Origin of the sequence: uncultured Maribacter sp., from assembly GCF_947496775.1 — a bacterium.
Classification (GTDB): domain Bacteria; phylum Bacteroidota; class Bacteroidia; order Flavobacteriales; family Flavobacteriaceae; genus Maribacter_B.
In genome coordinates this window covers 198,067-219,465 of sequence record NZ_CANMDU010000005.1, presented here as the reverse complement: position 1 = coordinate 219,465, position 21,399 = coordinate 198,067, and the positions used below count along the sequence as shown (strand labels likewise).

The window sequence follows — 21,399 nt, the reverse complement described above, 5'->3', positions numbered from 1 at the left end:
TCTGGGCAATACGTTAACTTTGAGTAGATAAATATACTTAGATGCATAATATTGATATAGGTTTAGTAGAGATGACATTAGATGTTGTTAAATACGCTATAAATAGAATAACGAAAACGGATCCAGAATTAGGGAAACCTAAAAAAGAAGAAGAATTAAAGGCTTTGGTTGGGGAGACAATTACTTCAGAAGGTATTGGTGGGGAAAATGCATTTAACATATTTAAAGAGGTATTAATAAAGGCTACAGTACCAATAGATCACCCTAGGCATTTGGCTTTTGTTCCGGCATCTCCGACAAGAGCAGCAATTATGTTCGATTTGGTTACATCCGCATCTAGTATTCATGGTGCGTATTGGATGGAAGGTGCTGGTGGAATTTTTGCTGAAAATGAAGCTATGAAATGGTTAGTTTCTCTAACGGGATTACCAGAAAATGCTTTTGGTGTTTTTACAAGTGGAGGTACTGCAGCAAACTTGTCTGCTATGGTAGCAGCAAGGGAAAATTGGCGTAAAGATCCAGAGAATGTAAATAAAAAAGGACTTATTGTTACCTCAGTAGGTGCTCATTCTTCCATTAAATCCATGGCAAAAGTAATAGATGCAGATGTAGTTTTGGTACCCACTGAGGATTTAATGTCTAAAGCAGATTTACAAAAAACGATAGATGGATTAGATGCTTATCAGCGTAAAAGATTATTTTCTGTAGTTGCTACTGGTGGAACAACAAATGCTGGTATTATAGATGATTTAAAAGGGATTTCGGAAATCTGCGCAAAAGAAAATTTATGGTTTCATGTAGATGCTGCCTATGGAGGAGGAGCTTTGGCTGCAGATTCTGTGCGCCATTTATTTAATGGAATAGAAAAAGCAGATAGTATTACTATAGATCCACATAAATGGCTGTTCTCTCCGTACGATTGTGGTGCTGTTATTTATAAGAATCCGGAGCTGGCAAAAGAAGCACATGCCCAAGAAGGGAGTTATTTAGATATTTTTAAAGATGAAGGATCGCGGGGTTTTAATCCATCGGAATATCAAATACAATTAACAAGAAGAGTACGAGGACTTCCTTTATGGTTTTCTTTGGCTATGCATGGTACAGATAGGTATAAATCCGCTGTAGAGAAAGGTATTGAGTTAGCCAATTTGGCTGGAGAGATAATAAAAGAAAATCCAATAGTTGAATTAGTAAGAGAGCCAAGTTTGTCCTGCGTTTTATTTAGAAGAAAAGGGTGGGCCCCTTTGGAGTATCGGGATTGGACTTATAAAAACCATAAAGATGGTTTTGCATTGGTAACACCTACTAAATGGAAAATGGGGGATACTTTTGAAACAGTTTCTCGTTTTTGTTTTATAAATCCAGATACTACAGAGGAGGATATAAGAGCTATTTTAAAAACAATGGAATAGTTTACGGAACAAGAAATTGGCTAGTCCAACCATTAATGTCTTTGTTGAAAAGAACTTTAAAATGACTAGTTTCTCTGAGTTTTAAGTATTCTACGGTTTTTGTTTTGACTTCTATAATACAAAAGTAGTTTTTCTCTTTTAAGAAAGTTAGTTCGCTGGGATTCTCTAAAATACTACCCGGAGCCTTAGTTGTAGTATAATCTTTTTTGCTTTCAGAATTAATGTTTAACCATTTTTCTTTCAATAAATCTTGATCTTTTACAATAGAGGCTTTTCCGTCAATTTTTATTTGCATTTTTTTTTCAGGATGATAAAAAAGCAAGCTTACATTAGGGTTTTTTAAGATTTGCGACACTTTGTTAGAGCGCTCATCCGTATAAAAAGTTAATGTTAGATTATCGGTAATTTTTCGTAGCCCAATAATTCGTGTTTGAGAACTGTTATCTGAACCAATTGAGCCAAGTACACAAAATTTTAGGGGGTGGTTTCTTTCGGTAACCGCTAATTTTAATTCAGACATAATCTCCTGTAAGTAAAGATTAGTCATAGTATTAAAATAATTTTCTTAAATATAGAAAATTTCTTTCTAAAGTAGGGTTTTATTTTTCTCAGTTGTTATATATAAAATTGCTGTGAAAAAGAATTTTGCATAAAATCTTTATGGTTTTATGTGTTTAGGTTGGTTTTTAATTTCGATGCTAAAGCTTAGGGTGGTTCCTAAGCTTTTTTTATGCAGACTTTAGTGTTAATGTTAATGATTTGATTATAGCCGTATAGTGGTACTGTTTATAAGTTTTAATATTGTTAAGTAAATATCTTCTTTAGATGCTTTCTTAAAATTTTCAAATTACTATTTTTGCGCATGCAAAATAACGTCCTAATATTAGATTTTGGTTCTCAGTACACACAACTTATCGCTAGAAGAGTTAGAGAACTAAATATTTTCTGTGAAATTAAACCTTATAATAAACTACCAGATAATCTTTCTGAGTATAAAGCAGTAATCCTATCGGGTTCTCCTTTTTCTGTTAGAGCAGAAGATGCGCCGCATCCTGATCTTTCCCAGATTAGAGGAAAAAAACCATTGTTAGCCGTCTGTTATGGAGCACAATATTTAGCACACTTTGGTGGGGGTAATGTTGCGCCATCCAATACAAGAGAGTACGGTAGAGCAAATTTATCTTTTGTTAAAGAAGAAGAGGTTTTCTTTGCAAATATATCGGAAGGAAGTCAAGTCTGGATGAGTCATAGCGACACTATTAAGGAGTTGCCTACAAATGCACAAAGATTGGCAAGCACTAATGATGTAGAAAATGCAGCATATAAAATAGAAGGGGAAGATACGTATGCTATTCAATTTCACCCAGAAGTTTATCATTCTAAAGATGGTAAACAATTATTAGAGAACTTTTTGGTAAAGATTGGTGGTTTGTCACAAACATGGACTCCAGACGCTTTTGTAGATACTACGGTAGCAGATCTAAAGGAGAAAATAGGGGGTGATAAAGTAATATTGGGGCTTTCTGGAGGAGTAGATTCTACAGTGGCTGCTGTTTTATTACATAAAGCAATAGGGAAAAATTTACACTGCATTTTTGTAGATAATGGACTTTTGCGAAAGAATGAGTTCGAAGAAGTCCTGAAACAGTATGAAGGAATGGGGCTTAATGTAAAAGGAGTAAATGCTTCGGCACGCTTTTTGGATGAATTAGCCGGGGAGAGCGACCCAGAAAAGAAAAGAAAAATTATTGGAAGAGTTTTTGTTGAAGTTTTTGATGATGAGTCTCATTTAGTAGAAGATGCAAAATGGTTGGCGCAAGGAACAATTTATCCTGATGTCATAGAATCTGTTTCAGCAACGGGAGGTCCTTCTGCAACTATAAAAAGCCATCATAATGTAGGAGGTTTACCAGATTTTATGAAGTTAGATGTAGTAGAACCTTTGAAAATGTTATTTAAAGATGAGGTTCGTAGAGTTGGAGCTAGTATGGGGATAGATGATGAAAGGTTAGGGAGGCACCCTTTTCCAGGACCAGGATTGGCAATTCGTATTTTAGGAGATATAACTCGTGAGAAAGTAGCTATTTTACAGGAAGTAGATGCGGTATTTATAAATGGTTTAAAAGCATGGGGCTTGTATGATAAAGTTTGGCAGGCTGGCGCAATGCTTTTACCCGTAAATAGTGTAGGGGTTATGGGAGATGAGAGAACCTATGAAAAATGCGTAGCTTTACGAGCAGTAGAAAGTACAGATGGTATGACCGCAGATTGGGTAAATTTACCTTATGAGTTTTTGCAAAAAACATCGAACGATATAATAAATAAAGTTAGAGGCGTAAATAGAGTGGTATACGATATTAGTTCTAAACCACCTGCAACTATAGAATGGGAATAATATGGGTTTAGTAATTAAAAAAGTTTTTTGGGTTTTTCTTTTTGTATTGATTAGCTGTAAAGCTATAGCTCAAAAATTTACAACACATGCAGTAAAAAGGGGAGAAACCTTAGAGAGTATAGCAAAGGAGTATAAGGTATCAACAGATGATATTTTAACGTACAATAAAGAGGTAAAGAAAAACATGTCTTTAAAAGCTAGCACTATTCTAGTTATTCCTTTAGATGCTAAAAACACCACGACAATAGTAAAGTCTGGGAGTAGTAAAACAGAAGTCGAAAACACGCCAATACAAGAAGAACCAACTGGTTTTACGTCCTATAAGGTAAAGAAAAAAGAGACTCTGTATAGTATAGCAAGAAGATTTCATATTACTGAAGATGATATTAAAAAGTATAATCCAGAATTATATGCGTCCACTTTAAGAAAGAAGATGGTTTTACGTATTCCTAAATACAGGAGAGTAAAACCAGAAGAAACGCAAGTCATTGAAGAGGAATATGATAATTATACGGTAACAGCTAAGGAAACACGTTGGAGTATTGCACATAAATATGGAATTACCATTGATAATTTATTAGAGTTAAATCCATCACTTTCTGCCGATGCTAATAGTTTGTCAGAAGGAACGGTGTTAAAACTTCCTAAATTAGCTGGTAGTTCTGTTTCTCCGCAAGAAGTGCAATTGTATAAGTCCTATACGGTTCCTGCTGGTCAAACTTTTTATAGTTTAGAGAAAAAATTTGGTCATACAGCTGACGAATTAATTGCTTTAAATCCGGAAATAAAAGAGCGTGGAGGTTTAAAAGAAGGTATGATTCTCCGTATTCCTGAAAAAAAGGCAGCCACTGGGGTGGTTAATGTAGAAAATTATATTTTTTATGAAGTTAAACCTAAACAAACAGAATACTCTTTAACGCGCAAATTAGGATTATCCTATAAGGAACTCTTACAGTTAAATCCAGAAATAAAAGAGGGTTTAAAAGCTGGGATGGTTTTAAAATTACCAAAAACGCAAACTGGAGATTTTGAAGTAAGAAATTCTTTAGCTTTAGATAAAATTAATTTGTTAGATAGTATTTCTGTAGGTTCTAAGTCTAGTATAATGTTTTTGTTGCCATTTAGGTTAGATAAATTAGATTTGTCTAATAGAGAAGAAGTGGCTAAAAAAATTAATTCAAGAAAAGATTTAAAGTATAGTTTAGGTCTGTATTCCGGAGCGTTAATCGCCTTAGATTCGATTAAGAAATTAGGGATTTCTGTAGATGTAAAAACTTTAGATAATCAATTAGACGCTCAGAAAACTAAAGAAGTTTTATCTAGAGAGAATATTGGGGCTTATGATGCTATTGTAGGTCCTTTGGACGGAGCATCTTTAAAAGAAGTTGCAATGGAAGCGTCTAGAAATAATATTCCAGTTTTAGCCCCAGTACCAGTAAAAAATAAGCTGCCATTTTCTAATGTTTTTTATTCTTATCCTTCAGAATCTATATTAAGAGAGCGCATGCTTGCTTATATAGAAGAACAGGTAACAGATCAAAACATTATAATTATTGCAGATGAAAAAAACATAAAAGTAGAAGAGCTAATACAAAAGAGATTTCCTAATGCCAAAGTAATGGAAGTTACAGAGGAAAAGAAAAATGTATCGGTTAATTTAGATAAGTTAACAGCTTTGTTTTCTGATGAGGTAGAAAATTGGGTTTTCTTGGAGACGAATAATTTTAAAATAATCTCTAGTGTTTGTTCAATATTAAATTCTTCCAATACAGAGGATAGGGTGGTAAGAATGTTTACTACAAATAAGAATAATGCTTTTGATAATGATGTTATATCTAGTTCGCACTTATCTAAATTAAAGTTTACATACCCGTCTGCTTATAGAGAGGTTTCTAAAAATTCTTTTGTAAAGAGATATGAAAAAAGATTTGGCGAAACACCAGATCGCTATGCAGTTCGTGGTTTCGATTTAACATATGATTTGTTGTTAAAACTTGCGTATAAGAATAGTTTAATAGAAGCAAGTAATTCTATTGGTCATACGGAGTATAATGGAAATGGATTTAATTACGTAAAAGAAAGAATGTCCGGTTATCAGAATAATGCAGCTTATATTATGTCTTTAGACGATATGAGAGTTAAGCAAATAAAATAATAGATATTTTAGATGGCTACATCAAAAGTTACTTATACAGGATCTCTTAGGACAAATTGTGTTCATTTGCGTTCGGGAGATACTTTTATTACAGATGCTCCGATTGACAATAATGGTTTGGGTCAGGCATTTTCTCCTACGGATACTGTTGCTACTGGTTTAGCTAGTTGTATCCTAACAATGATGGGGATTAAAGCGCATGATCTGGGGGTTAATTTAGAAAACTCTATGGCAGAAGTAACTAAATATATGAGTGCTAGTCCAAGACGTATAACAAAAATAGATGTAGGACTAAAATTGCCTTCAAATACTGGAGAAAAGGAACGTAAAATTCTAATTAATACAGCAAATACTTGCCCTGTTCATTATAGTTTGCATCCAGATATCGAGAAAAATATAACTTTTAATTGGGTGTTGTAAAATACATACTTGTAATTGTATGGAGTATTGGTTTTGTAAATGCTCAAGAATACGATACTATTATTTGGCAAAAGAATACTAAGTTAACTTGGGAGGATTTTAAAGGAAAACCGCCTTTGAGTGATAGAGTCGCAGCAACAACTGCCAGTGGAATAACGTATAGATACTCAGCTATTCAGGTGGGTGATAAAATGCAAGTTGACTTTAAGGTGACTACATTTTTTTACCCTCAAAAGTCTTGGTATAAACCTTCTGTTTGCGATTCTGTAATTTTAGGTCATGAGCAATTGCATTTTGATATTTCAGAACTTTATGCTCGTAAACTAAAAAAACGCCTTAATGCAAAAGAGTATTCGAAAAACGTGAAAGCAGAAGTTCGGAAGATATATAATGAAGTGGTCGAGGAGTTAAATGTATTTCAGAATAAATACGATGAAGAAACGAATTTTTCTAGAGACAGAGAAAAACAAAGTCTTTGGAAAGTTAAAATAGAAAAAGCCTTAAAATAGTATTCTTTTCTAACTAAATATTCTTCTTTAAAATGTTTGTCGTTATATATTTTAAAGAAGAATATTTGTAAATCATAGGACTATTACCTATTGGACTTATTTCCCCGATTCTTAGGTTGAAGTAATGCAAAGTGTTACTGCATTATACCTCTTATCCTTGGATGAGGTTGTTTATTTTTAAAATCGTATAGAAGCTCCTAGTGTTATATAAGCAACACCATAACTAGCCTCCGCAAAAGCCGCAAAAGTGTCAGAGAAGTACCATCTGCCACCTACAAATCCAGTTGCACTTGGTTTGTTGTTAAAGCTGCCAGCACCACTATAAGATAAGATATTATAAGACGCCATTAGACCTCCGTAAACATCTAAGTTGTTAATTTTTAATCCATTGTAATGGTATGCTCCGCGGATTCCTATAATGGTGTAGTTCCATTTGTCATTTCCTAAAGTGTAATTGTATTTATAGGTTTTGGTTCCTAAATAGGCCCCTAGAGATACAACTCCTGGTCCTGGAACTTCCCAGATTCCTCTTTCATATGTAATACTATATCCTGGACTTTGCGAAGATGTGGTGTAATTTCCAAAATTACCTCCAAAACCTATTCCTAAATTAATATTGTTCGTGCCGACATTAAATTCTTGAGAATAGGTAAATATAGAGATACTGAATATGGTAATAAATAAAGCTTTTTTAATCATTTTAAGGAATTTTTAATTGTTACACGCATCTCTTAGAGTAGCTATATCCGCTTTGTTTTCTTCTGTTAAAAAATTTCCACAAGATTTTTCTATTTCTTTTATTACTTTTTCAACTTCCTCGCAATCATCAGAATCGTCATCCTGTATTTTTGCTAATTTATTAGCACATTCTATAGCATCGAGACTGTCGAGTATTCCTAAAGGGTCACTTTTAGAGCAGTTAATAAAAATAAAACTTACCGCGATGAACGCAATAATTGTAAAAGGTTTTTTCATGAATTTTAGTGGTTTTAGTGATTGGTTAATTGTCCTCATAAAATTGAACAACGATATTGCTATCGGAGATTTCTACCATTTTAAAAAATTTTCGTTCTTGCTTAGGAATGCTTTGCCATAACATATCTGCAGTTTCTTTGTAATTGACTGTTATCAGTGCTGTTCCTTTACTAAATTTTTTAATTGGTTTTTTAACTCCTTTACTTTTTGTAATACGGCTGTATAAGGAATTTAGTTGCTCCGTGTCATAACTAACCTGCTGCACAGTTATAAGAACAATGTCTTCACTTTTTTTATTTTCTTTGTTCTTTTTAGAGCCAAAAAGGGAGCCGATAGTTGCTATAGTTTCTTTAGAACTATCGACAGTATTTTTTACGGACTGGTTTGTGCTTTTTATAGAAGAGTTTGCATTTTCTATGGTTTTGTTGGCATTATCAATCTCTTTTATTCCGTTAGTATTTGTATTGTCTTGGCTATGTACTAACCCTATATTTAAAAACATGCATAACAGAGCGTATAGTGGTAGAACTCTCATTTTCCGTATTTTTTTAGTTGTAATTCAAAAATAGTGTTCCTTCTATGAGAAACAGATGCACGTTTGTTAAATGCGTTCATTTGGAAGATTAGTGTGTGGAAATGAATTATAACTGTTTTATTGACTGATTTTAAGGAAGTTATTTTTTTATTGCTTTAAATGAATTTTATTAAATAGTAAGTGTTTATGTAAAAGTTATGGCGCAAAACTATTACATTTGAAAAACCACCTCCCCCTACATATTCTGATATAATTTATGAAAACAAGTTTTTTGACTACCATACTATTTTTCTTCTTTTTTTTTGGAGTTAGTCAGCAGAAAAAAATTGATTCATTAGAGCTTTTTTTAAAAAATTATCATCCGCAAGATTCTGTAAAACTTATTGCATTAAATGAGTTAGGGTATTTTTATTATGCAATTAATCCGGAAAAAGGTATAGAGGTTGCAAAGGAGGCTATTTCACTGGCTAAAGAAATAAAAGATTTTTCAAAATTGGCAACTGCTTATTCTCATAAAGGCCATAATCATAGCGCAAAAGGAGAAGATTCTTTAGCTATTAAGTTATACGATAAGGCCATTGAAATCCATAATCAAGAAAATAATAAAAAAGCAGTTGCCAGATTAGTGTATAATAAAGGATTGGTATATTTTAATCAATCAAATTATATAAAAGCTATTGAAAATAATAGGCAAGCTTATGAGGTATTTAAAGAAGAAAAGGATAGTCTTTTAATGGCGAAAATGCTTAATAGTATTGGTGTTAATCAAATGTATCTCTCAGCATATCCAGATGCGGTGGATAGTTATTTAGAAGCGTCTGAAATTTATGAAAATTTGGGTTTGTCGAATGGCATGAGTTATGCTAATATGTGTAATAACATTGGTTTGTTATATACTAGGCTTGATAAGTTAAGCCTGTCGATGGAATATTATGAAAAGGCAAAAAAAATCTATGCAAAAATAGATTTTTCTGAAGGTTTGGCTAATACATTGGCTAATATTGGTTCAATATATAAGGAGAAAGGAAATAAGAAAAAAGCAATAGAGCAGCTTAAGTCGGCTTTTGAGATAATGAAGAAAATTAATAATGAACGAGGGGTTGCTAATGCGCTTACGAATATTGGAGGGGTCTATGCAGATGATTTAGAATATAGTAAAGCACTTCCTTACTTTTTGCAAACTAAAACTATTTATGAGAAATTTAAGAATAGTAATAATTTGTCTGAGGTGCATAATTATTTAGGTCTATGTTACTTAAATATTAATAAAGATTATGTTTTAGCAGAATCTCATTATCAAAAAGCTTTAACGTATGCAGAACAAGTAAACAATATTGAAGCTCAGTATAGAAGTTTAGAAAAAATTTCTAAGATTAATGCAAGTGTAGGTCGTTATAAAAAAGCTTATGAAACTAAAATCAAAGCATTTGTAATGAGAGATAGTTTCTATTCTGTGGAGAAAAAGGAAGAAATTGCTCGTATAGAAACAACGTATAAGTATAGAAAAGAAAAAGATTCACTTAAAGCTATTTATAATCAAAAAGAGGTTATTTCTAAGGCTAAAATTGAAAAAGAAATATTAATCAAAAATGTATTCTTGTTAGTTGCATTTGGGGTGTTTTTAGTGTCTATAATTGGTTATTTTTTATATAAAAGAAAAAGAGATGCAATGGAACAAAAAAGCATTGCAGAATTTAAAGCTAAGGTTGCTGAAACAGAATTAAAAGCCTTGCAATCTCAAATGAATCCTCATTTTATTTTTAATGCCATGAATTCTATAGGAGATTATATGGCAAAAAATGATATAGAAACGGCGAGTGAATATCTAATAAAATTTTCAAAATTAGTGCGTGCGATTCTGGAAAGTTCAGAGAAGAAACGAATAAGCTTAGAAGAGGATTTAGAGTTAACTCGTTTGTATATAGAAATAGAGTCTTTAAGATTGAAAGAAAAAATAAAATGTGTATTTCACATAGATAAAGATATTGATTTGGAAAACACAATGTTGCCTCCTCTTATTTTACAACCATTTATAGAAAATAGTATTTGGCATGGAATAGCCCCAAAAAAAGGAGAAGGAAATATACAAATAGATTTTTGTAAACAAGGTGAGGTAGTTATTTGTAGTGTTGATGATGATGGAGTTGGAAGAAAAAATATGCTTGGTAAATTATCAAGCCACACATCAATGGGGGTGAAAATCACAAAAAATAGATTAGCTATTCTTAATCAACTTAAAAGTTCCAAAAGTAGTGTTGCAATTGTAGATAAAGAAGAGGGTGTAAGGGTTGAAATAAAATTGCCATTAGAGTTAAGATTTTAAATATATGATAAGAGCAATTATTGTAGATGATGAACAGCATTGTGTTGATAGACTTTTAAAACTACTTTTAAAGTATGTTAATAGTATTACTGTGGTTAAAGTAGTTGCAACGGTAGAAGAGGCAAAGGTTAGTATTGAAGAGGAATTGCCAGATGTAGTTTTTTTGGATGTTCAGATATACGAGCAAACCGGTTTTGACTTATTAAAACAACTTTCTGCTATAAATTTTGAAATCATATTTACAACTGCTTATGATAATTATGCTATTGAGGCATTTAAGTTTTCAGCTTTAGATTATCTTTTAAAGCCGATAGATGGAGAAGAGTTTGATAAAGCAATTGAAAAGTTAAGGCAAAAATCTTCTCTGAAAGAACTATCTAAAAAAATGGAAGTATTGTTTCATAATTTAGAAGAGAAAAAGAATAGTGGTTTAAAGAAAATTGCTGTGCCTACAGTAGAAGGTTTAACGCTCATTGATATTTTGAATATAATCCGATGTCAATCGGATACTAGTTATACGCACATATACCTTAAAGGGAATAAGAAAATAACAGTAGCCAAAAGCCTTAAATATTTTGAAAACCTTTTGGAGGCGCATAATTTTTTTAGAACACATCATTCTCATTTAATTAATTTATTGATGGTAGATAAATATGTAAAGGGCAAGGGAGGGTATGCTTTAATGAAAGAGGGTGCTTATGTAGAAGTTGCTGTACGAAGAAAAGAAGAGTTTCTTAGAAGGCTATCTGATATTTAGTAATATGCTTTTAATAAAAATTTAAAGTATATGGTTAAAAAAACAAGCACATATAATAATGGATATAAGCGCTTGTTATTTTAAATTTTAAGCTCCGCCAGCACATAAACTAATTGCTCCTGAACTGGCGTTTGTTGCGTTTTTTATTTCAGAGGAAATATCTTGTTCTTTTTTATCTTTATTATTGGAATTGGTAGATGCCTCATAAAAACTAGCATCTTCCTATACACAAGCTGTTAAAACATTTACTGCAAAATAAAACAAAATTATTTTTGCAATTGATTTCATGATCATTATATAAGTTAAACATCACAAATTAAAAAGCCTTGTTTTAAAGAATCTAATTTTCCTTCTCGTGCAGGGATAAATTCTTGAGCAACATATCCTTTATAGCCAGTAGCTAAAATAGCTATCATAATTGCTGGGTAGTACAATTCTTGACTTTCATCTATTTCGTGCCTTCCAGGAACGCCAGCGGTATGGTAGTGTCCAAAGTATTGGTGATTGTCTTGTATGGAGCGAATAATATCTCCTTCTTGAATTTGCATATGGTAAATATCATATAACAATTTAAAGTTTTCAGAACCTAAGGCTTTACATAATTCAATTCCCCAAGCAGAAGTATCGCACATATAGTCCGGGTGGTTAATTTGGTTAAAAAGTTCCATTTGTAAAACTACGCCATGCTTCTCAGCTAATGGCATTATTTGTTTTAGTCCTTCTACACAATTTTTTAAACCAGTTTGGTCATCCATTCCGTCTCTATTGCCGCTAAAACAAATAAGATTGGTGTAGCCTGCTTTTGCTACTTTCGGAATAATGTCAGTGTAATTTTTAATAAGCGTCTCGTGGTATTTAGGGTTATTCCAGCCCTTTGTAAGTCCAATTTCTGCTCCATTACACATAGCACTATGAATGTTGTATTTTTTTAACAAAGGCCATTCTTCTGGTCCCATTAGGTCAACCGCCTTAACACCAAGTTCATTTAAGGTCTTTAAAAAATCTTCCAAAGGAATATCTTTAAAACACCAATGACAAACGCTGTGGTTTATGTTGTTTTTGAGTTTAAATCCCATATCTTGCTTTTTATCCTGTCCATTTGCAGTTTTGCAGGCTATTAACCCAACAGATGCAGCGGCAGAGGTGCCAATAAATGTTCTTCTTTTCATGTGTTTAATTTACTGGTTTGTAGTTTTTTACTGTATTTTTTACTGTAGCAAATAGCAATAAATGTATTTTGTACGTGAATAAAGATATGGTAATAAAAAAGAAAATGAAAATAGAACCAGATAAAAAGAAATTAGTAGAATTGGCGCATTATCGAATGCCTTTTGGAAAATATAAAGGGCGTTACTTGGTAGATTTGCCAGAGCCATATTACATATGGTTTCAGCAAAAAGGATTTCCTGAAGGAAAATTGGGAGACTTATTGCAGGCTATGTTAGAAATAAAAGTAAATGGGCTAGAATCCCTTATTCATAAAATTCAGAAAGATTTTCCCAAGGATTCACTATAATATCAAGTATCAATTTGTATTTTTGCTTGCGTTAAGAAATCAACCTAACGCTTCATGTCACAGACTAAATACATTTTTGTAACCGGTGGGGTTACTAGTTCTCTTGGGAAAGGGATAATTGCAGCTTCTCTTGCAAAATTACTTCAAGCACGTGGTTATAGGACTACTATACAAAAATTAGACCCATATATTAACGTTGATCCAGGGACTTTAAATCCTTATGAGCATGGAGAATGCTATGTAACAGATGACGGGGCAGAAACAGATTTAGATTTAGGGCACTACGAGCGTTTTTTAAATGTTAAAACATCGCAAGCGAATAATGTTACTACAGGAAGAATTTATCAAAGTGTAATTGAGAAGGAGCGAAGAGGGGAATTTTTAGGAAAAACAGTACAAGTTGTTCCGCATATTACCAATGAGATAAAACATCGTATACAGCTATTAGGAAAATCTGGGGATTACGATATTGTAATTACTGAGATTGGCGGTACAGTTGGAGATATAGAGTCTTTACCATATATTGAAGCTGTAAGGCAGTTGTTGTGGGAGCTGGGAGATGATAACGGTATTGTAATTCATTTAACGTTGGTGCCATATCTTTCTGCAGCAGGTGAATTAAAAACAAAGCCAACGCAACACTCAGTTAAAACTTTAATGGAGAGTGGTATTAAGGCAGATATTTTAGTTTGTAGAACTGAACATGAGATATCAGACGATATAAAAAAGAAACTAGCACTTTTTTGTAATGTTAAAAGAGAGGCTGTAATACAGTCTATAGATGCATCTACTATTTATGATGTTCCGATTTTAATGCAACAAGAAGGTTTGGATACGGTAACTTTAAAAAGACTTGCTTTGCCAGATACCGTTGAGCCAAATTTAACTCATTGGAAAGATTTTTTAAGAAAGCATAAAAATCCACAAAATGAAGTTACTATTGGTTTAATAGGTAAATATGTAGAATTACAAGATTCATATAAGTCTATTTTGGAGGCTTTTATTCATGCCGGAGCTGTGAATGAGGTTCGTGTAATTGTAAAATCTGTTCATTCAGAACACTTGACCAAAAGTAATTTTGAAAGTAAGCTTATAGGTTTAGATGGTATTTTGGTTGCACCAGGATTTGGAGAAAGGGGTATAGAAGGAAAAATAAAAGCTGTGCAATATGCAAGAGAACAAGGTATTCCTTTTTTAGGAATATGTTTAGGGATGCAAATGGCAGTTATAGAATACTCTAGGAATGTTTTAGGATTGGCTGATGCAAATTCTTCTGAGATGGATGAAAAGACCTCTAATCCAGTAATTAACTTAATGGAAGAACAAAAAACTATTACAAATAAAGGTGGAACAATGCGTCTAGGAGCTTGGGATTGTAATCTGCAGGATAATAGTTTGGTTTCTAAAGTGTACAATAATCAGTTGGATATAGAAGAGAGACATCGTCATAGATATGAGTTTAATAATGATTATAAATCTAAACTAGAAGAAGTCGGTTTAATAGCTTCTGGAATAAATAAAGAAACAGGTTTAGTAGAAATTGTGGAATTAGCGGACCACCCTTGGTTTATAGGCGTACAATACCATCCTGAATATAAAAGTACAGTAGCTAATCCGCATCCTCTATTTGTGGGGTTCGTAAAGGCAGCTTTGCGTCATAAAAAAGAATAATTTATGCCACAATGGCATAAAAAATACAATTGGACATATATTTGCTTTTAGGTATTAGCAATTAAATACCGAATAATAATTAGGTTATCCTTATGGAAGAAAAGAAACTAGATGTAAAATCTATTATTGGCTTTGTACTTATTTTTGGAATTCTCCTTTTCATGTTTTACCAAAATAGACCAACTCAGGAAGAGTTGGAAGCTCAAAAAGCTAAGCAAGAACTCTTAGAGGCAAAAGAAGAATCTCAAAATCAAGAAGTAACTAAAGAACAAGAATCTAAGGCATCTGTAATAAATTTACAAGATTCTACAGCAGTGGCTAATTATAAAAGTACGATTGGTGCTTTTGGATTTACTGCACCTTCTGATGGGGTTACAGAACTTCAAAACGATTTAGTTTACTTAAAAGTAAGTAATAAAGGAGGGCAAATTATAGAGGCAAAAATGAAAAATTTTGTTACCTATGATTCTATACCTGTTTATTTAGTAAAGGACGGTAATGCTTCTTTTGGTTTAAATTTTTCTACATCAGATAATAGGGTTTTAAATACACAAGATTTATATTTTGAGCCTACATTAACAGAGAATAATGGTTCTTCTGTGCTTTCTATGAAAGCCAAAGTTTCAGCTAATCAATTTTTAGAATATCGTTATGAAATGAAACAAGGAGATTACCTAATTGATTTTGCGGTAAGATCTCAAGGGTTAAACGGAGTAATTAATACTAGTCAGCCCGTAAAGCTTACTTGGAAATTAAAAGGAATTCGCCATTCTAAAAGTATACAATATGAAAATAGGTATACTAGGTTAACCTATAATCACGAAGATGGTAAAATAAGTAAGTTGTCAGAAAGTGGAGACGATGATGAAAAAGAAGAGGATGTTAAGTGGTTGTCTTATAGGCAGCATTTCTTCAGTTCTATTTTAGCTAACAATAGTACTTTTAAAAGTGCCGATTTAAACTCATTAAATTTAGTTGAGGAAGAAAATAAAACAGATAAATTTACTAAAGAGTATGCTTCTGTAGTACCTTTAAATATAGAAGGTGGTGAAATTTCGGAAAGCTTAAACTGGTATTACGGACCTACAGATGTGAAAGTGTTATCGCAGTATAAAGAGCTTGGTTTGGAAGATTCAATACCTTTTGGTTGGGGGATTTTTGGATGGATTAATAGATATATTTTCACACCGTTTTATTCCTTATTAAGTTCTTTCTTACCATATGGGATAGCTATTGTTGTAATGACTATTTTAGTACGTTTGGCAATGTCACCAGTTACTTATAAGTCATATTTGTCTCAAGCTAAAATGAAGGTGTTAAAGCCAGAAATTACAGAGCTTGGAGAAAAATACAAGGACAATGCAATGAAAAAGCAACAAGCAACTATGAAGCTTTATAATAAAGCTGGGGTGAGCCCTATGAGTGGTTGTATACCAGCGTTTATTCAAATGCCAATATTTTATGCCTTGTTTATGTTTTTTCCAACGTCATTTGCTTTAAGGCAAAAATCATTTTTATGGGCAGATGACCTTTCTTCTTTTGATACTATCTATCAATTTCCTGATGGATTTTCTATACCATTCTATGGGGATCATATTAGTTTGTTTCCAATATTAGCATCTATTGCAATATTCTTTTATATGCAGATGACTACTGGGCAAAATATGCCACAACAACCTGGCATGCCTAATATGAAATTTATTATGTATTTAATGCCATTTATGATGTTGTTTTTCTTTAATAACTACGCCAGTGGATTGAGTTTGTATTATTTTGTATCTAATCTAATTACTATTGGTATTATGTTAGTTATTAAGAAGTTTATTTTAGATGATGCTAAAATTCATGCTCAAATACAGGAAAATAAAACCAAACCTAAAAAGGAAAATAAATTTCAGAAGAAAATGCGCGAAATGATGGAGCAAGCAGAAGCTCAAAAGAAAAAATAGTAAGACATAATAATTGAAATAAAAAATGCCCAGATTATAAAAATCTGGGCATTTTGTTTTTTGGGTTGGTATCTATGGTAAGATTTGGGATTTCAAAGATGCAACTGTTTGTAAGCAAAAAAAAGATATAGTTGCCAAACCGACTTTTTTGTATGTTAATTATCTTAGTTGTGTTGTATGTGTTTTTTAACTATCTCATATTCAATAAATAAAGAAAGTTTTTTCTTACTCTTTAATAAGAATTAAGAGTATTTGTTTGCTTTTGTGGTTTTGTATTTTGGCACTAATGAGTATGTTTACGAAATAGCAAAACCCTTAAAATTGCTCTATGAAAACAAGAATAAGGGTTTGCAACCTAATATTACTCAGGGTGTTTAATTAATGCCCTAATGCGTCAAGAACTTCCTGTGGTAATAAAACTTTGTCTATTATATGAACAACTCCATTGCTAGTAATAACATCTGCAGCAGTTACATTTGCGTCAGTTGATGTTTTATCCCGTAATCCAACGCCATTATGTACTAGTGCGAAAATGGATTCTCCTTGTAATGGAATTATTTCTTGGTGGTTGGATAAATCTGAGGATTGTACAGCTGCTCCTGAAACAACATGGTATGTTAGTATTTTTGTTAAGATTGTTTTTTCTTCCGCGGTATCAAAATCAGCTAAACTGTTATATTCATTTCCTAAAATATCTAAAAGAGCCGCAAATGCGTCGTTAGTTGGTGCAAAAACTGTAAATGGTCCGTCTCCGCTTAAAGTTTCTACCAAACCTGCATCTGCTTGTATAAGTGCATCAACTAAGAGGCTTAAATCTGGTACGCTTTGCGCTTTTTGTACAATATTTGGATTAAGAATATCTAAAACCTCCTGTGGTAATAATACTTTGTCTATAATATGTACCACACCATTACTAGCTATAATGTCTGCAGTAGTTACCTGAGCAGGTGTGTCTGTAGCATCATTTATGTAAACCCCACCAGTTAACCCAATAGTTATTTTTTCTGATTGTAGTGTTGTAATCTCTTGTTGGTCTGTTAAATCTGTAGAAAGAGCAGTCGTATTGCCAATTACGTGATAGGTGAGGATTTTAACAAGTAGAGCTTTTTCTTCGTCAGTGTCAAAGTCTGCAACGGTATTATATTCATCACCTAAACTTTCTAATAATGCGGTAAAGGCATCATTTGTAGGTGCAAAAACTGTAAATGGTCCATCACCAGAAAGGGTATCTACTAATCCGGCATCTGCTTGTTGTAATGTGCTAACAAGAATACTTAAATCGTTAGTTTCGACCGCTAATTCAACTATTGTTTTTAAGTTTAAAGTTGCTACATAATCTATTGCTGCTTGCGGTAGAAGAACTTTGTCTATAGTGTGGGCAACACCATTAGAAGCTAGTATATCTGTTCCGGTTATGTTTGTGTCTGTATCAGAAGCGTCTCCTAAAGTAAATGTTCCTTGATTATCTATAATAGTTATAGAGTTATTTGTAAACGCCGTATTTACATCACCAGCGGTTAAGTCTGCAGCCATTACTGTGGCATTTGGAATTACATGGTATAATAAAATATTTTTTAGTAATTCTAATTCTTCTGTGGTATCAAAATCGTCAAGACTATTATAATTATCACCTAAAGCATCTAATAAAGCTAAAAAGGCATCATTTGTAGGGGCAAATACAGTGAAAGGTCCATCGCTAGATAATGTGTCAACAAGATCTGCTTTAATAACTGCAGCCTCTAAAATAGATAGAGGTTCGGTTTCTACAACAATGCTTACTAGGTTACCAGTTGTATTTAATGCATCAATCACTTCCTGAGGTAAAAGAACTTTATTTATTAAATGAACTACGCCATTTGAAGCCATAATATCTACAGCTGTAACAGTTGCTTCCGTGCTAGTTTTGTCTGTAATAGATACTGAAGACGTATCTAAGTTTATAATTACATCTTCTCCTTGTAGAGTTGTAATCATTTGGTTATCACTAAGATCAGTGGATTTAGCTGCAATATCTGCAATAACATGATATTTAAGAATTTGAGCGAGTAATACTTTTTCTTCTTCTGTGTCAAAATCTTCTAAAGAGTTATAGTTGTCTAGGCTTTCTAATAAACTAGTAAATGCGTTATTTGTTGGGGCAAAAACAGTGTACGTTGCTGTTTCGTCATTTAGAGCTTCCACTAAACCCGCGTCTGCTTGTATTAATGCGGCGACTAAAGAATTTAATGCATCCGTTGCTTGTGCTGTGGCGGTTATGCTAACTTCATTCGTTTTAATGGTTGGGGTGTCATCATTTTTGTCGCAGGAGAATATTGCGAGACTAAAGAAGAGGAGTGTTAAAAAGCTTTTAAATTTTCTAAAATTTTTCATAGTTAGGGATTTAAATTTTGTTTATTAATTTTGATTAATTGTTAAACTAAATAAATAAATGGTTATGTAATTATATGTTTTTCAATATATTATAACTATTTCGATTAATATATTTTGTTTAACAAATATAATAAAAAATTAAACAAAACCTAATTTATTGTTTTTTTCTTAAAATATGGCTCACTTCTAATTTTGTATTTTTGCAGTTGATATATTGATAAAATGAAAAAAGTAGTAGTAGGCCTTTCTGGTGGTGTGGATTCTAGCGTAGCAGCTTATTTGTTAAAGGAGCAGGGGTACGATGTTATAGGGTTGTTTATGAAAAATTGGCATGATGATACTGTTACTATATCTGAGGAATGTCCATGGTTAGAAGATAGTAATGATGCTCTTATAGTGGCCGAAAAACTCGGTATTCCGTTTCAGACTGTTGATTTAAGTGGGGAGTATAAGGAGCGGATTGTAGATTATATGTTTCATGAATATGAAATGGGAAGAACACCGAACCCAGATGTGCTTTGTAATAGAGAAATTAAATTTGATGTTTTTATGAAAATTGCAATGCAACTCGGAGCTGATTATGTTGCAACAGGGCATTATTGTAGAAAGGGTATTATTAAAAATGAAGATGGTACTGAGACTTTTCAGCTTTTAGCGGGAAAAGATGGTAATAAGGATCAGTCTTATTTTTTATGTCAACTTTCTCAAGAACAGTTATCTAAAACATTATTTCCTATTGGGGAATTACAAAAGCCCGAAGTAAGAGAAATTGCAGCAAAAATGAATTTAATTACTGCAGATAAAAAAGATTCTCAAGGACTTTGTTTTATAGGAAAGGTGAGGTTGCCAGATTTTTTACAACAAAAATTAAAGCCTAAAAAAGGAATAATTGTGGAAATTCCTAGTACGCACCCTTTTTATACAAGAGAAGTTGCGGGCTTTAATACTATGGAGGATAAATTATACTTTTCTTCGGAGAAGCCCATGTATACAGTTTCTGAAGGAAAAAAAGTAGGAGAACATCAAGGCGCTCACTATTTTACAAAAGGGCAGAGAAAAGGATTGGATGTTGGTGGAACTAAGGAGCCGTTGTTTGTAATTGATACAGACGTTGAAGAAAATGTCATTTATGCAGGGCAAGGAAAAAGCCACCCTGGTCTATATAGAAATACTCTGTTTGTTTCGGCTGAAGAAATTCATTGGGTGCGACCAGATTTAGCTTTAAAAATTGGAGAATCTCTTACGCTAAAAGCTCGAATACGCTACAGACAGGTCTTAGAAGAGGCTATCATAGTTAGAGTGTCTAATGGGTTGTATGTAGATTTTGTAGAGCCGCAATCTGCAATTACGGAAGGACAATTTGTAGCCTGGTATATGGAAGATGAATTGTTAGGGTCTGGGGTAATTTCGTAGTCAATCTAAAAAAAAATATAATTTCAAATTATGAAGAATAGAATAACTGATTTGTTTGGAATTCAATATCCAATTATTCAAGGCGGAATGATTTGGGCTAGTGGTTGGCGTTTGGCGTCTGCCGTCTCCAATGCAGGCGGGTTAGGGGTTATTGGTGCTGGTAGTATGTATCCAGATGTTCTAAAAAAACATATTATTAAATGTAAAGAGGCAACGGATAAACCATTTGGGGTTAATGTACCGATGTTGTATCCTAATCTGGAAGAAATATTTAAGATAATTATAGATTTAAAGGTGAAAATAGTCTTTACATCTGCTGGTAATCCAAAGGTATGGACTCCATTATTAAGGGAAAAAGGAATAAAAGTAATACATGTAGTTAGTAGCCTTAAATTTGCTTTAAAAGCACAAGAAGCTGGAGTAGATGCTATAGTGGCGGAAGGTTTTGAAGCAGGTGGCCATAATGGAAGAGATGAATCTACCACGATAACCTTGATTCCTTTAGTAAAAAAATACATACGTATTCCTATTATAGCGGCTGGAGGAATAGCAACCGGAGAGGCGATGTTGGCTTCTATGGTTTTAGGAGCAGATGGAGTGCAGGTTGGAAGTAGATTTGTTGCTAGTCATGAAGCATCTTCGCACATAAATTTTAAAGAAATGGTTGTAGATGCTAAGGAAGGAGATACAGAATTAACTTTAAAGGAGCTTGCACCGGTCCGTTTGTTAAAAAATAAGTTTTATAAAGATGTCCAAGAGGTTTATCGTTCAGGGGCCACGGTTGAAAAACTGAAAGCGGTGTTGGGGAGAGCACGGGCAAAAAAAGGTATGTTCGAGGGGGATTTGGAAGAAGGTGAATTAGAAATAGGGCAGGTATCAGCATTGATTACAGACATAAAATCAGTGAAAGAAATTATAGATACTATGGTGATGGAATTTAACCAAGCGCAAAATAAAGTAGCGGCGAATGGAGGTATTTTAACTCCCTAGAAAATTTAA

At 33.0% G+C, this 21,399-nt stretch carries 18 protein-coding genes; 12 read left to right on the top strand and 6 right to left on the bottom strand.

Going from position 1 to position 21,399, the window contains the following annotated elements; genetic code table 11:
• Positions 1 to 41 precede the first annotated feature (41 nt).
• Complete coding sequence (locus tag Q0856_RS10455) at positions 42 to 1,412, top strand: aminotransferase class V-fold PLP-dependent enzyme (RefSeq protein ID WP_298504755.1); 1,371 nt, start codon at positions 42 to 44, stop codon at positions 1,410 to 1,412.
• Position 1,413: 1 nt separating this feature from the next.
• On the opposite strand, the gene Q0856_RS10450 is transcribed toward Q0856_RS10455, so the two are convergent.
• Entirely contained in the window at positions 1,414 to 1,932 is a 519-nt protein-coding gene (locus Q0856_RS10450) for a pyridoxamine 5'-phosphate oxidase family protein (RefSeq protein ID WP_298504754.1), read from the bottom strand.
• Positions 1,933 to 2,274: 342 nt separating this feature from the next.
• On the opposite strand from Q0856_RS10450, the gene guaA reads away from it, so the two are divergent.
• Genes guaA through Q0856_RS10430 form a run of 4 tightly spaced genes read left to right on the top strand, consistent with a single transcriptional unit; the run spans position 2,275 to position 6,891 of the window.
• Positions 2,275 to 3,807, top strand: coding sequence for a glutamine-hydrolyzing GMP synthase (gene guaA, locus Q0856_RS10445; protein WP_298504753.1), 1,533 nt, complete (start codon positions 2,275 to 2,277; stop codon positions 3,805 to 3,807).
• A gap of 1 nt (position 3,808) precedes the next feature.
• Positions 3,809 to 5,962 (top strand): LysM peptidoglycan-binding domain-containing protein, encoded by a 2,154-nt coding sequence (locus Q0856_RS10440; protein ID WP_298504751.1) that lies wholly within the window; start codon positions 3,809 to 3,811, stop codon positions 5,960 to 5,962.
• 12 nt (positions 5,963 to 5,974) lie between these two features.
• On the top strand, positions 5,975 to 6,382 hold the full coding sequence (locus Q0856_RS10435) for an OsmC family protein (protein WP_298504749.1): 408 nt from the start codon (positions 5,975 to 5,977) through the stop codon (positions 6,380 to 6,382).
• On the top strand, positions 6,370 to 6,891 hold the full coding sequence (locus Q0856_RS10430) for a DUF922 domain-containing protein (RefSeq protein ID WP_298504747.1): 522 nt from the start codon (positions 6,370 to 6,372) through the stop codon (positions 6,889 to 6,891). The genes Q0856_RS10435 and Q0856_RS10430 overlap by 13 nt, the downstream gene beginning before the upstream one ends.
• 177 nt (positions 6,892 to 7,068) lie before the next feature.
• Here Q0856_RS10430 and Q0856_RS10425 read toward each other — a convergent pair whose 3' ends face one another.
• Genes Q0856_RS10425 through Q0856_RS10415 form a run of 3 tightly spaced genes read right to left on the bottom strand, consistent with a single transcriptional unit; the run spans position 7,069 to position 8,401 of the window.
• Entirely contained in the window at positions 7,069 to 7,590 is a 522-nt protein-coding gene (locus Q0856_RS10425; RefSeq protein ID WP_298504744.1) for a hypothetical protein, read from the bottom strand.
• A gap of 12 nt (positions 7,591 to 7,602) precedes the next feature.
• Positions 7,603 to 7,866, bottom strand: coding sequence for a hypothetical protein (locus Q0856_RS10420; RefSeq protein WP_298480972.1), 264 nt, complete (start codon positions 7,864 to 7,866; stop codon positions 7,603 to 7,605).
• Positions 7,867 to 7,891: 25 nt separating this feature from the next.
• Positions 7,892 to 8,401: a hypothetical protein gene (locus Q0856_RS10415; protein WP_298504742.1), complete on the bottom strand. Its 510-nt coding sequence runs from the start codon at positions 8,399 to 8,401 to the stop codon at positions 7,892 to 7,894.
• A gap of 256 nt (positions 8,402 to 8,657) precedes the next feature.
• Here Q0856_RS10415 and Q0856_RS10410 point away from each other — a divergent pair, with 256 nt between their 5' ends.
• Together Q0856_RS10410 and Q0856_RS10405 are read left to right on the top strand one after the other, a co-directional pair.
• Entirely contained in the window at positions 8,658 to 10,724 is a 2,067-nt protein-coding gene (locus tag Q0856_RS10410; protein ID WP_298504739.1) for a tetratricopeptide repeat protein, read from the top strand.
• 4 nt (positions 10,725 to 10,728) lie between these two features.
• Positions 10,729 to 11,481 (top strand): response regulator transcription factor, encoded by a 753-nt coding sequence (locus Q0856_RS10405; RefSeq protein WP_298480978.1) that lies wholly within the window; start codon positions 10,729 to 10,731, stop codon positions 11,479 to 11,481.
• 302 nt (positions 11,482 to 11,783) lie between these two features.
• On the opposite strand, the gene Q0856_RS10400 is transcribed toward Q0856_RS10405, so the two are convergent.
• Positions 11,784 to 12,650, bottom strand: coding sequence for a TIM barrel protein (locus Q0856_RS10400; RefSeq protein WP_298504735.1), 867 nt, complete (start codon positions 12,648 to 12,650; stop codon positions 11,784 to 11,786).
• A gap of 104 nt (positions 12,651 to 12,754) precedes the next feature.
• Between Q0856_RS10400 and Q0856_RS10395 the strand changes: the two genes are divergently transcribed.
• The 3 genes from Q0856_RS10395 to yidC all read left to right on the top strand — a co-directional run bounded on the left by Q0856_RS10395 (position 12,755) and on the right by yidC (position 16,617).
• Positions 12,755 to 12,997 carry a DUF3820 family protein gene (locus tag Q0856_RS10395; RefSeq protein WP_298480982.1) on the top strand — a complete coding sequence of 81 codons (243 nt, stop codon included), beginning with the start codon at positions 12,755 to 12,757 and terminating at the stop codon, positions 12,995 to 12,997.
• Between the two features lie 54 nt (positions 12,998 to 13,051).
• Entirely contained in the window at positions 13,052 to 14,668 is a 1,617-nt protein-coding gene (locus Q0856_RS10390; protein WP_298504733.1) for a CTP synthase, read from the top strand.
• A 92-nt stretch (positions 14,669 to 14,760) separates the two neighbouring features.
• Positions 14,761 to 16,617 carry a membrane protein insertase YidC gene (gene yidC, locus Q0856_RS10385; RefSeq protein WP_298504731.1) on the top strand — a complete coding sequence of 619 codons (1,857 nt, stop codon included), beginning with the start codon at positions 14,761 to 14,763 and terminating at the stop codon, positions 16,615 to 16,617.
• Between the two features lie 378 nt (positions 16,618 to 16,995).
• Here yidC and Q0856_RS10380 read toward each other — a convergent pair whose 3' ends face one another.
• Entirely contained in the window at positions 16,996 to 18,987 is a 1,992-nt protein-coding gene (locus Q0856_RS10380) for a fasciclin domain-containing protein (RefSeq protein WP_298504729.1), read from the bottom strand.
• 222 nt (positions 18,988 to 19,209) lie between these two features.
• Between Q0856_RS10380 and mnmA the strand changes: the two genes are divergently transcribed.
• A complete protein-coding gene (mnmA, locus tag Q0856_RS10375; protein ID WP_298504727.1) occupies positions 19,210 to 20,400 on the top strand; it encodes a tRNA 2-thiouridine(34) synthase MnmA in 1,191 nt (396 codons plus the stop codon).
• A 30-nt stretch (positions 20,401 to 20,430) separates the two neighbouring features.
• The gene (locus Q0856_RS10370; protein WP_298504724.1) at positions 20,431 to 21,390 is read left to right on the top strand and encodes a nitronate monooxygenase; all 960 of its coding nucleotides are present in this window, start codon (positions 20,431 to 20,433) and stop codon (positions 21,388 to 21,390) included.
• Positions 21,391 to 21,399: the final 9 nt, after the last annotated feature.

Excerpts from the sequence above, each read along its gene's own strand:
- Q0856_RS10415 (WP_298504742.1), bottom strand. The coding sequence starts at position 8,401 with ATGAGAGTTCTACCACTATACGCTCTGTTATGCATGTTTTTAAATATA.
- Q0856_RS10370 (WP_298504724.1), top strand. The coding sequence starts at position 20,431 with ATGAAGAATAGAATAACTGATTTGTTTGGAATTCAATATCCAATTATT.
- Q0856_RS10390 (WP_298504733.1), top strand. The coding sequence starts at position 13,052 with ATGTCACAGACTAAATACATTTTTGTAACCGGTGGGGTTACTAGTTCT.
- Q0856_RS10400 (WP_298504735.1), bottom strand. The coding sequence starts at position 12,650 with ATGAAAAGAAGAACATTTATTGGCACCTCTGCCGCTGCATCTGTTGGG.
- Q0856_RS10405 (WP_298480978.1), top strand. The coding sequence starts at position 10,729 with ATGATAAGAGCAATTATTGTAGATGATGAACAGCATTGTGTTGATAGA.
- Q0856_RS10440 (WP_298504751.1), top strand. The coding sequence starts at position 3,809 with ATGGGTTTAGTAATTAAAAAAGTTTTTTGGGTTTTTCTTTTTGTATTG.
- Q0856_RS10420 (WP_298480972.1), bottom strand. The coding sequence starts at position 7,866 with ATGAAAAAACCTTTTACAATTATTGCGTTCATCGCGGTAAGTTTTATT.
- Q0856_RS10455 (WP_298504755.1), top strand. The coding sequence starts at position 42 with ATGCATAATATTGATATAGGTTTAGTAGAGATGACATTAGATGTTGTT.
- Q0856_RS10380 (WP_298504729.1), bottom strand. The coding sequence starts at position 18,987 with ATGAAAAATTTTAGAAAATTTAAAAGCTTTTTAACACTCCTCTTCTTT.
- Q0856_RS10425 (WP_298504744.1), bottom strand. The coding sequence starts at position 7,590 with ATGATTAAAAAAGCTTTATTTATTACCATATTCAGTATCTCTATATTT.
- Q0856_RS10410 (WP_298504739.1), top strand. The coding sequence starts at position 8,658 with ATGAAAACAAGTTTTTTGACTACCATACTATTTTTCTTCTTTTTTTTT.
- Q0856_RS10450 (WP_298504754.1), bottom strand. The coding sequence starts at position 1,932 with ATGTCTGAATTAAAATTAGCGGTTACCGAAAGAAACCACCCCCTAAAA.
- yidC (WP_298504731.1), top strand. The coding sequence starts at position 14,761 with ATGGAAGAAAAGAAACTAGATGTAAAATCTATTATTGGCTTTGTACTT.
- Q0856_RS10435 (WP_298504749.1), top strand. The coding sequence starts at position 5,975 with ATGGCTACATCAAAAGTTACTTATACAGGATCTCTTAGGACAAATTGT.
- guaA (WP_298504753.1), top strand. The coding sequence starts at position 2,275 with ATGCAAAATAACGTCCTAATATTAGATTTTGGTTCTCAGTACACACAA.
- mnmA (WP_298504727.1), top strand. The coding sequence starts at position 19,210 with ATGAAAAAAGTAGTAGTAGGCCTTTCTGGTGGTGTGGATTCTAGCGTA.
- Q0856_RS10395 (WP_298480982.1), top strand. The coding sequence starts at position 12,755 with ATGAAAATAGAACCAGATAAAAAGAAATTAGTAGAATTGGCGCATTAT.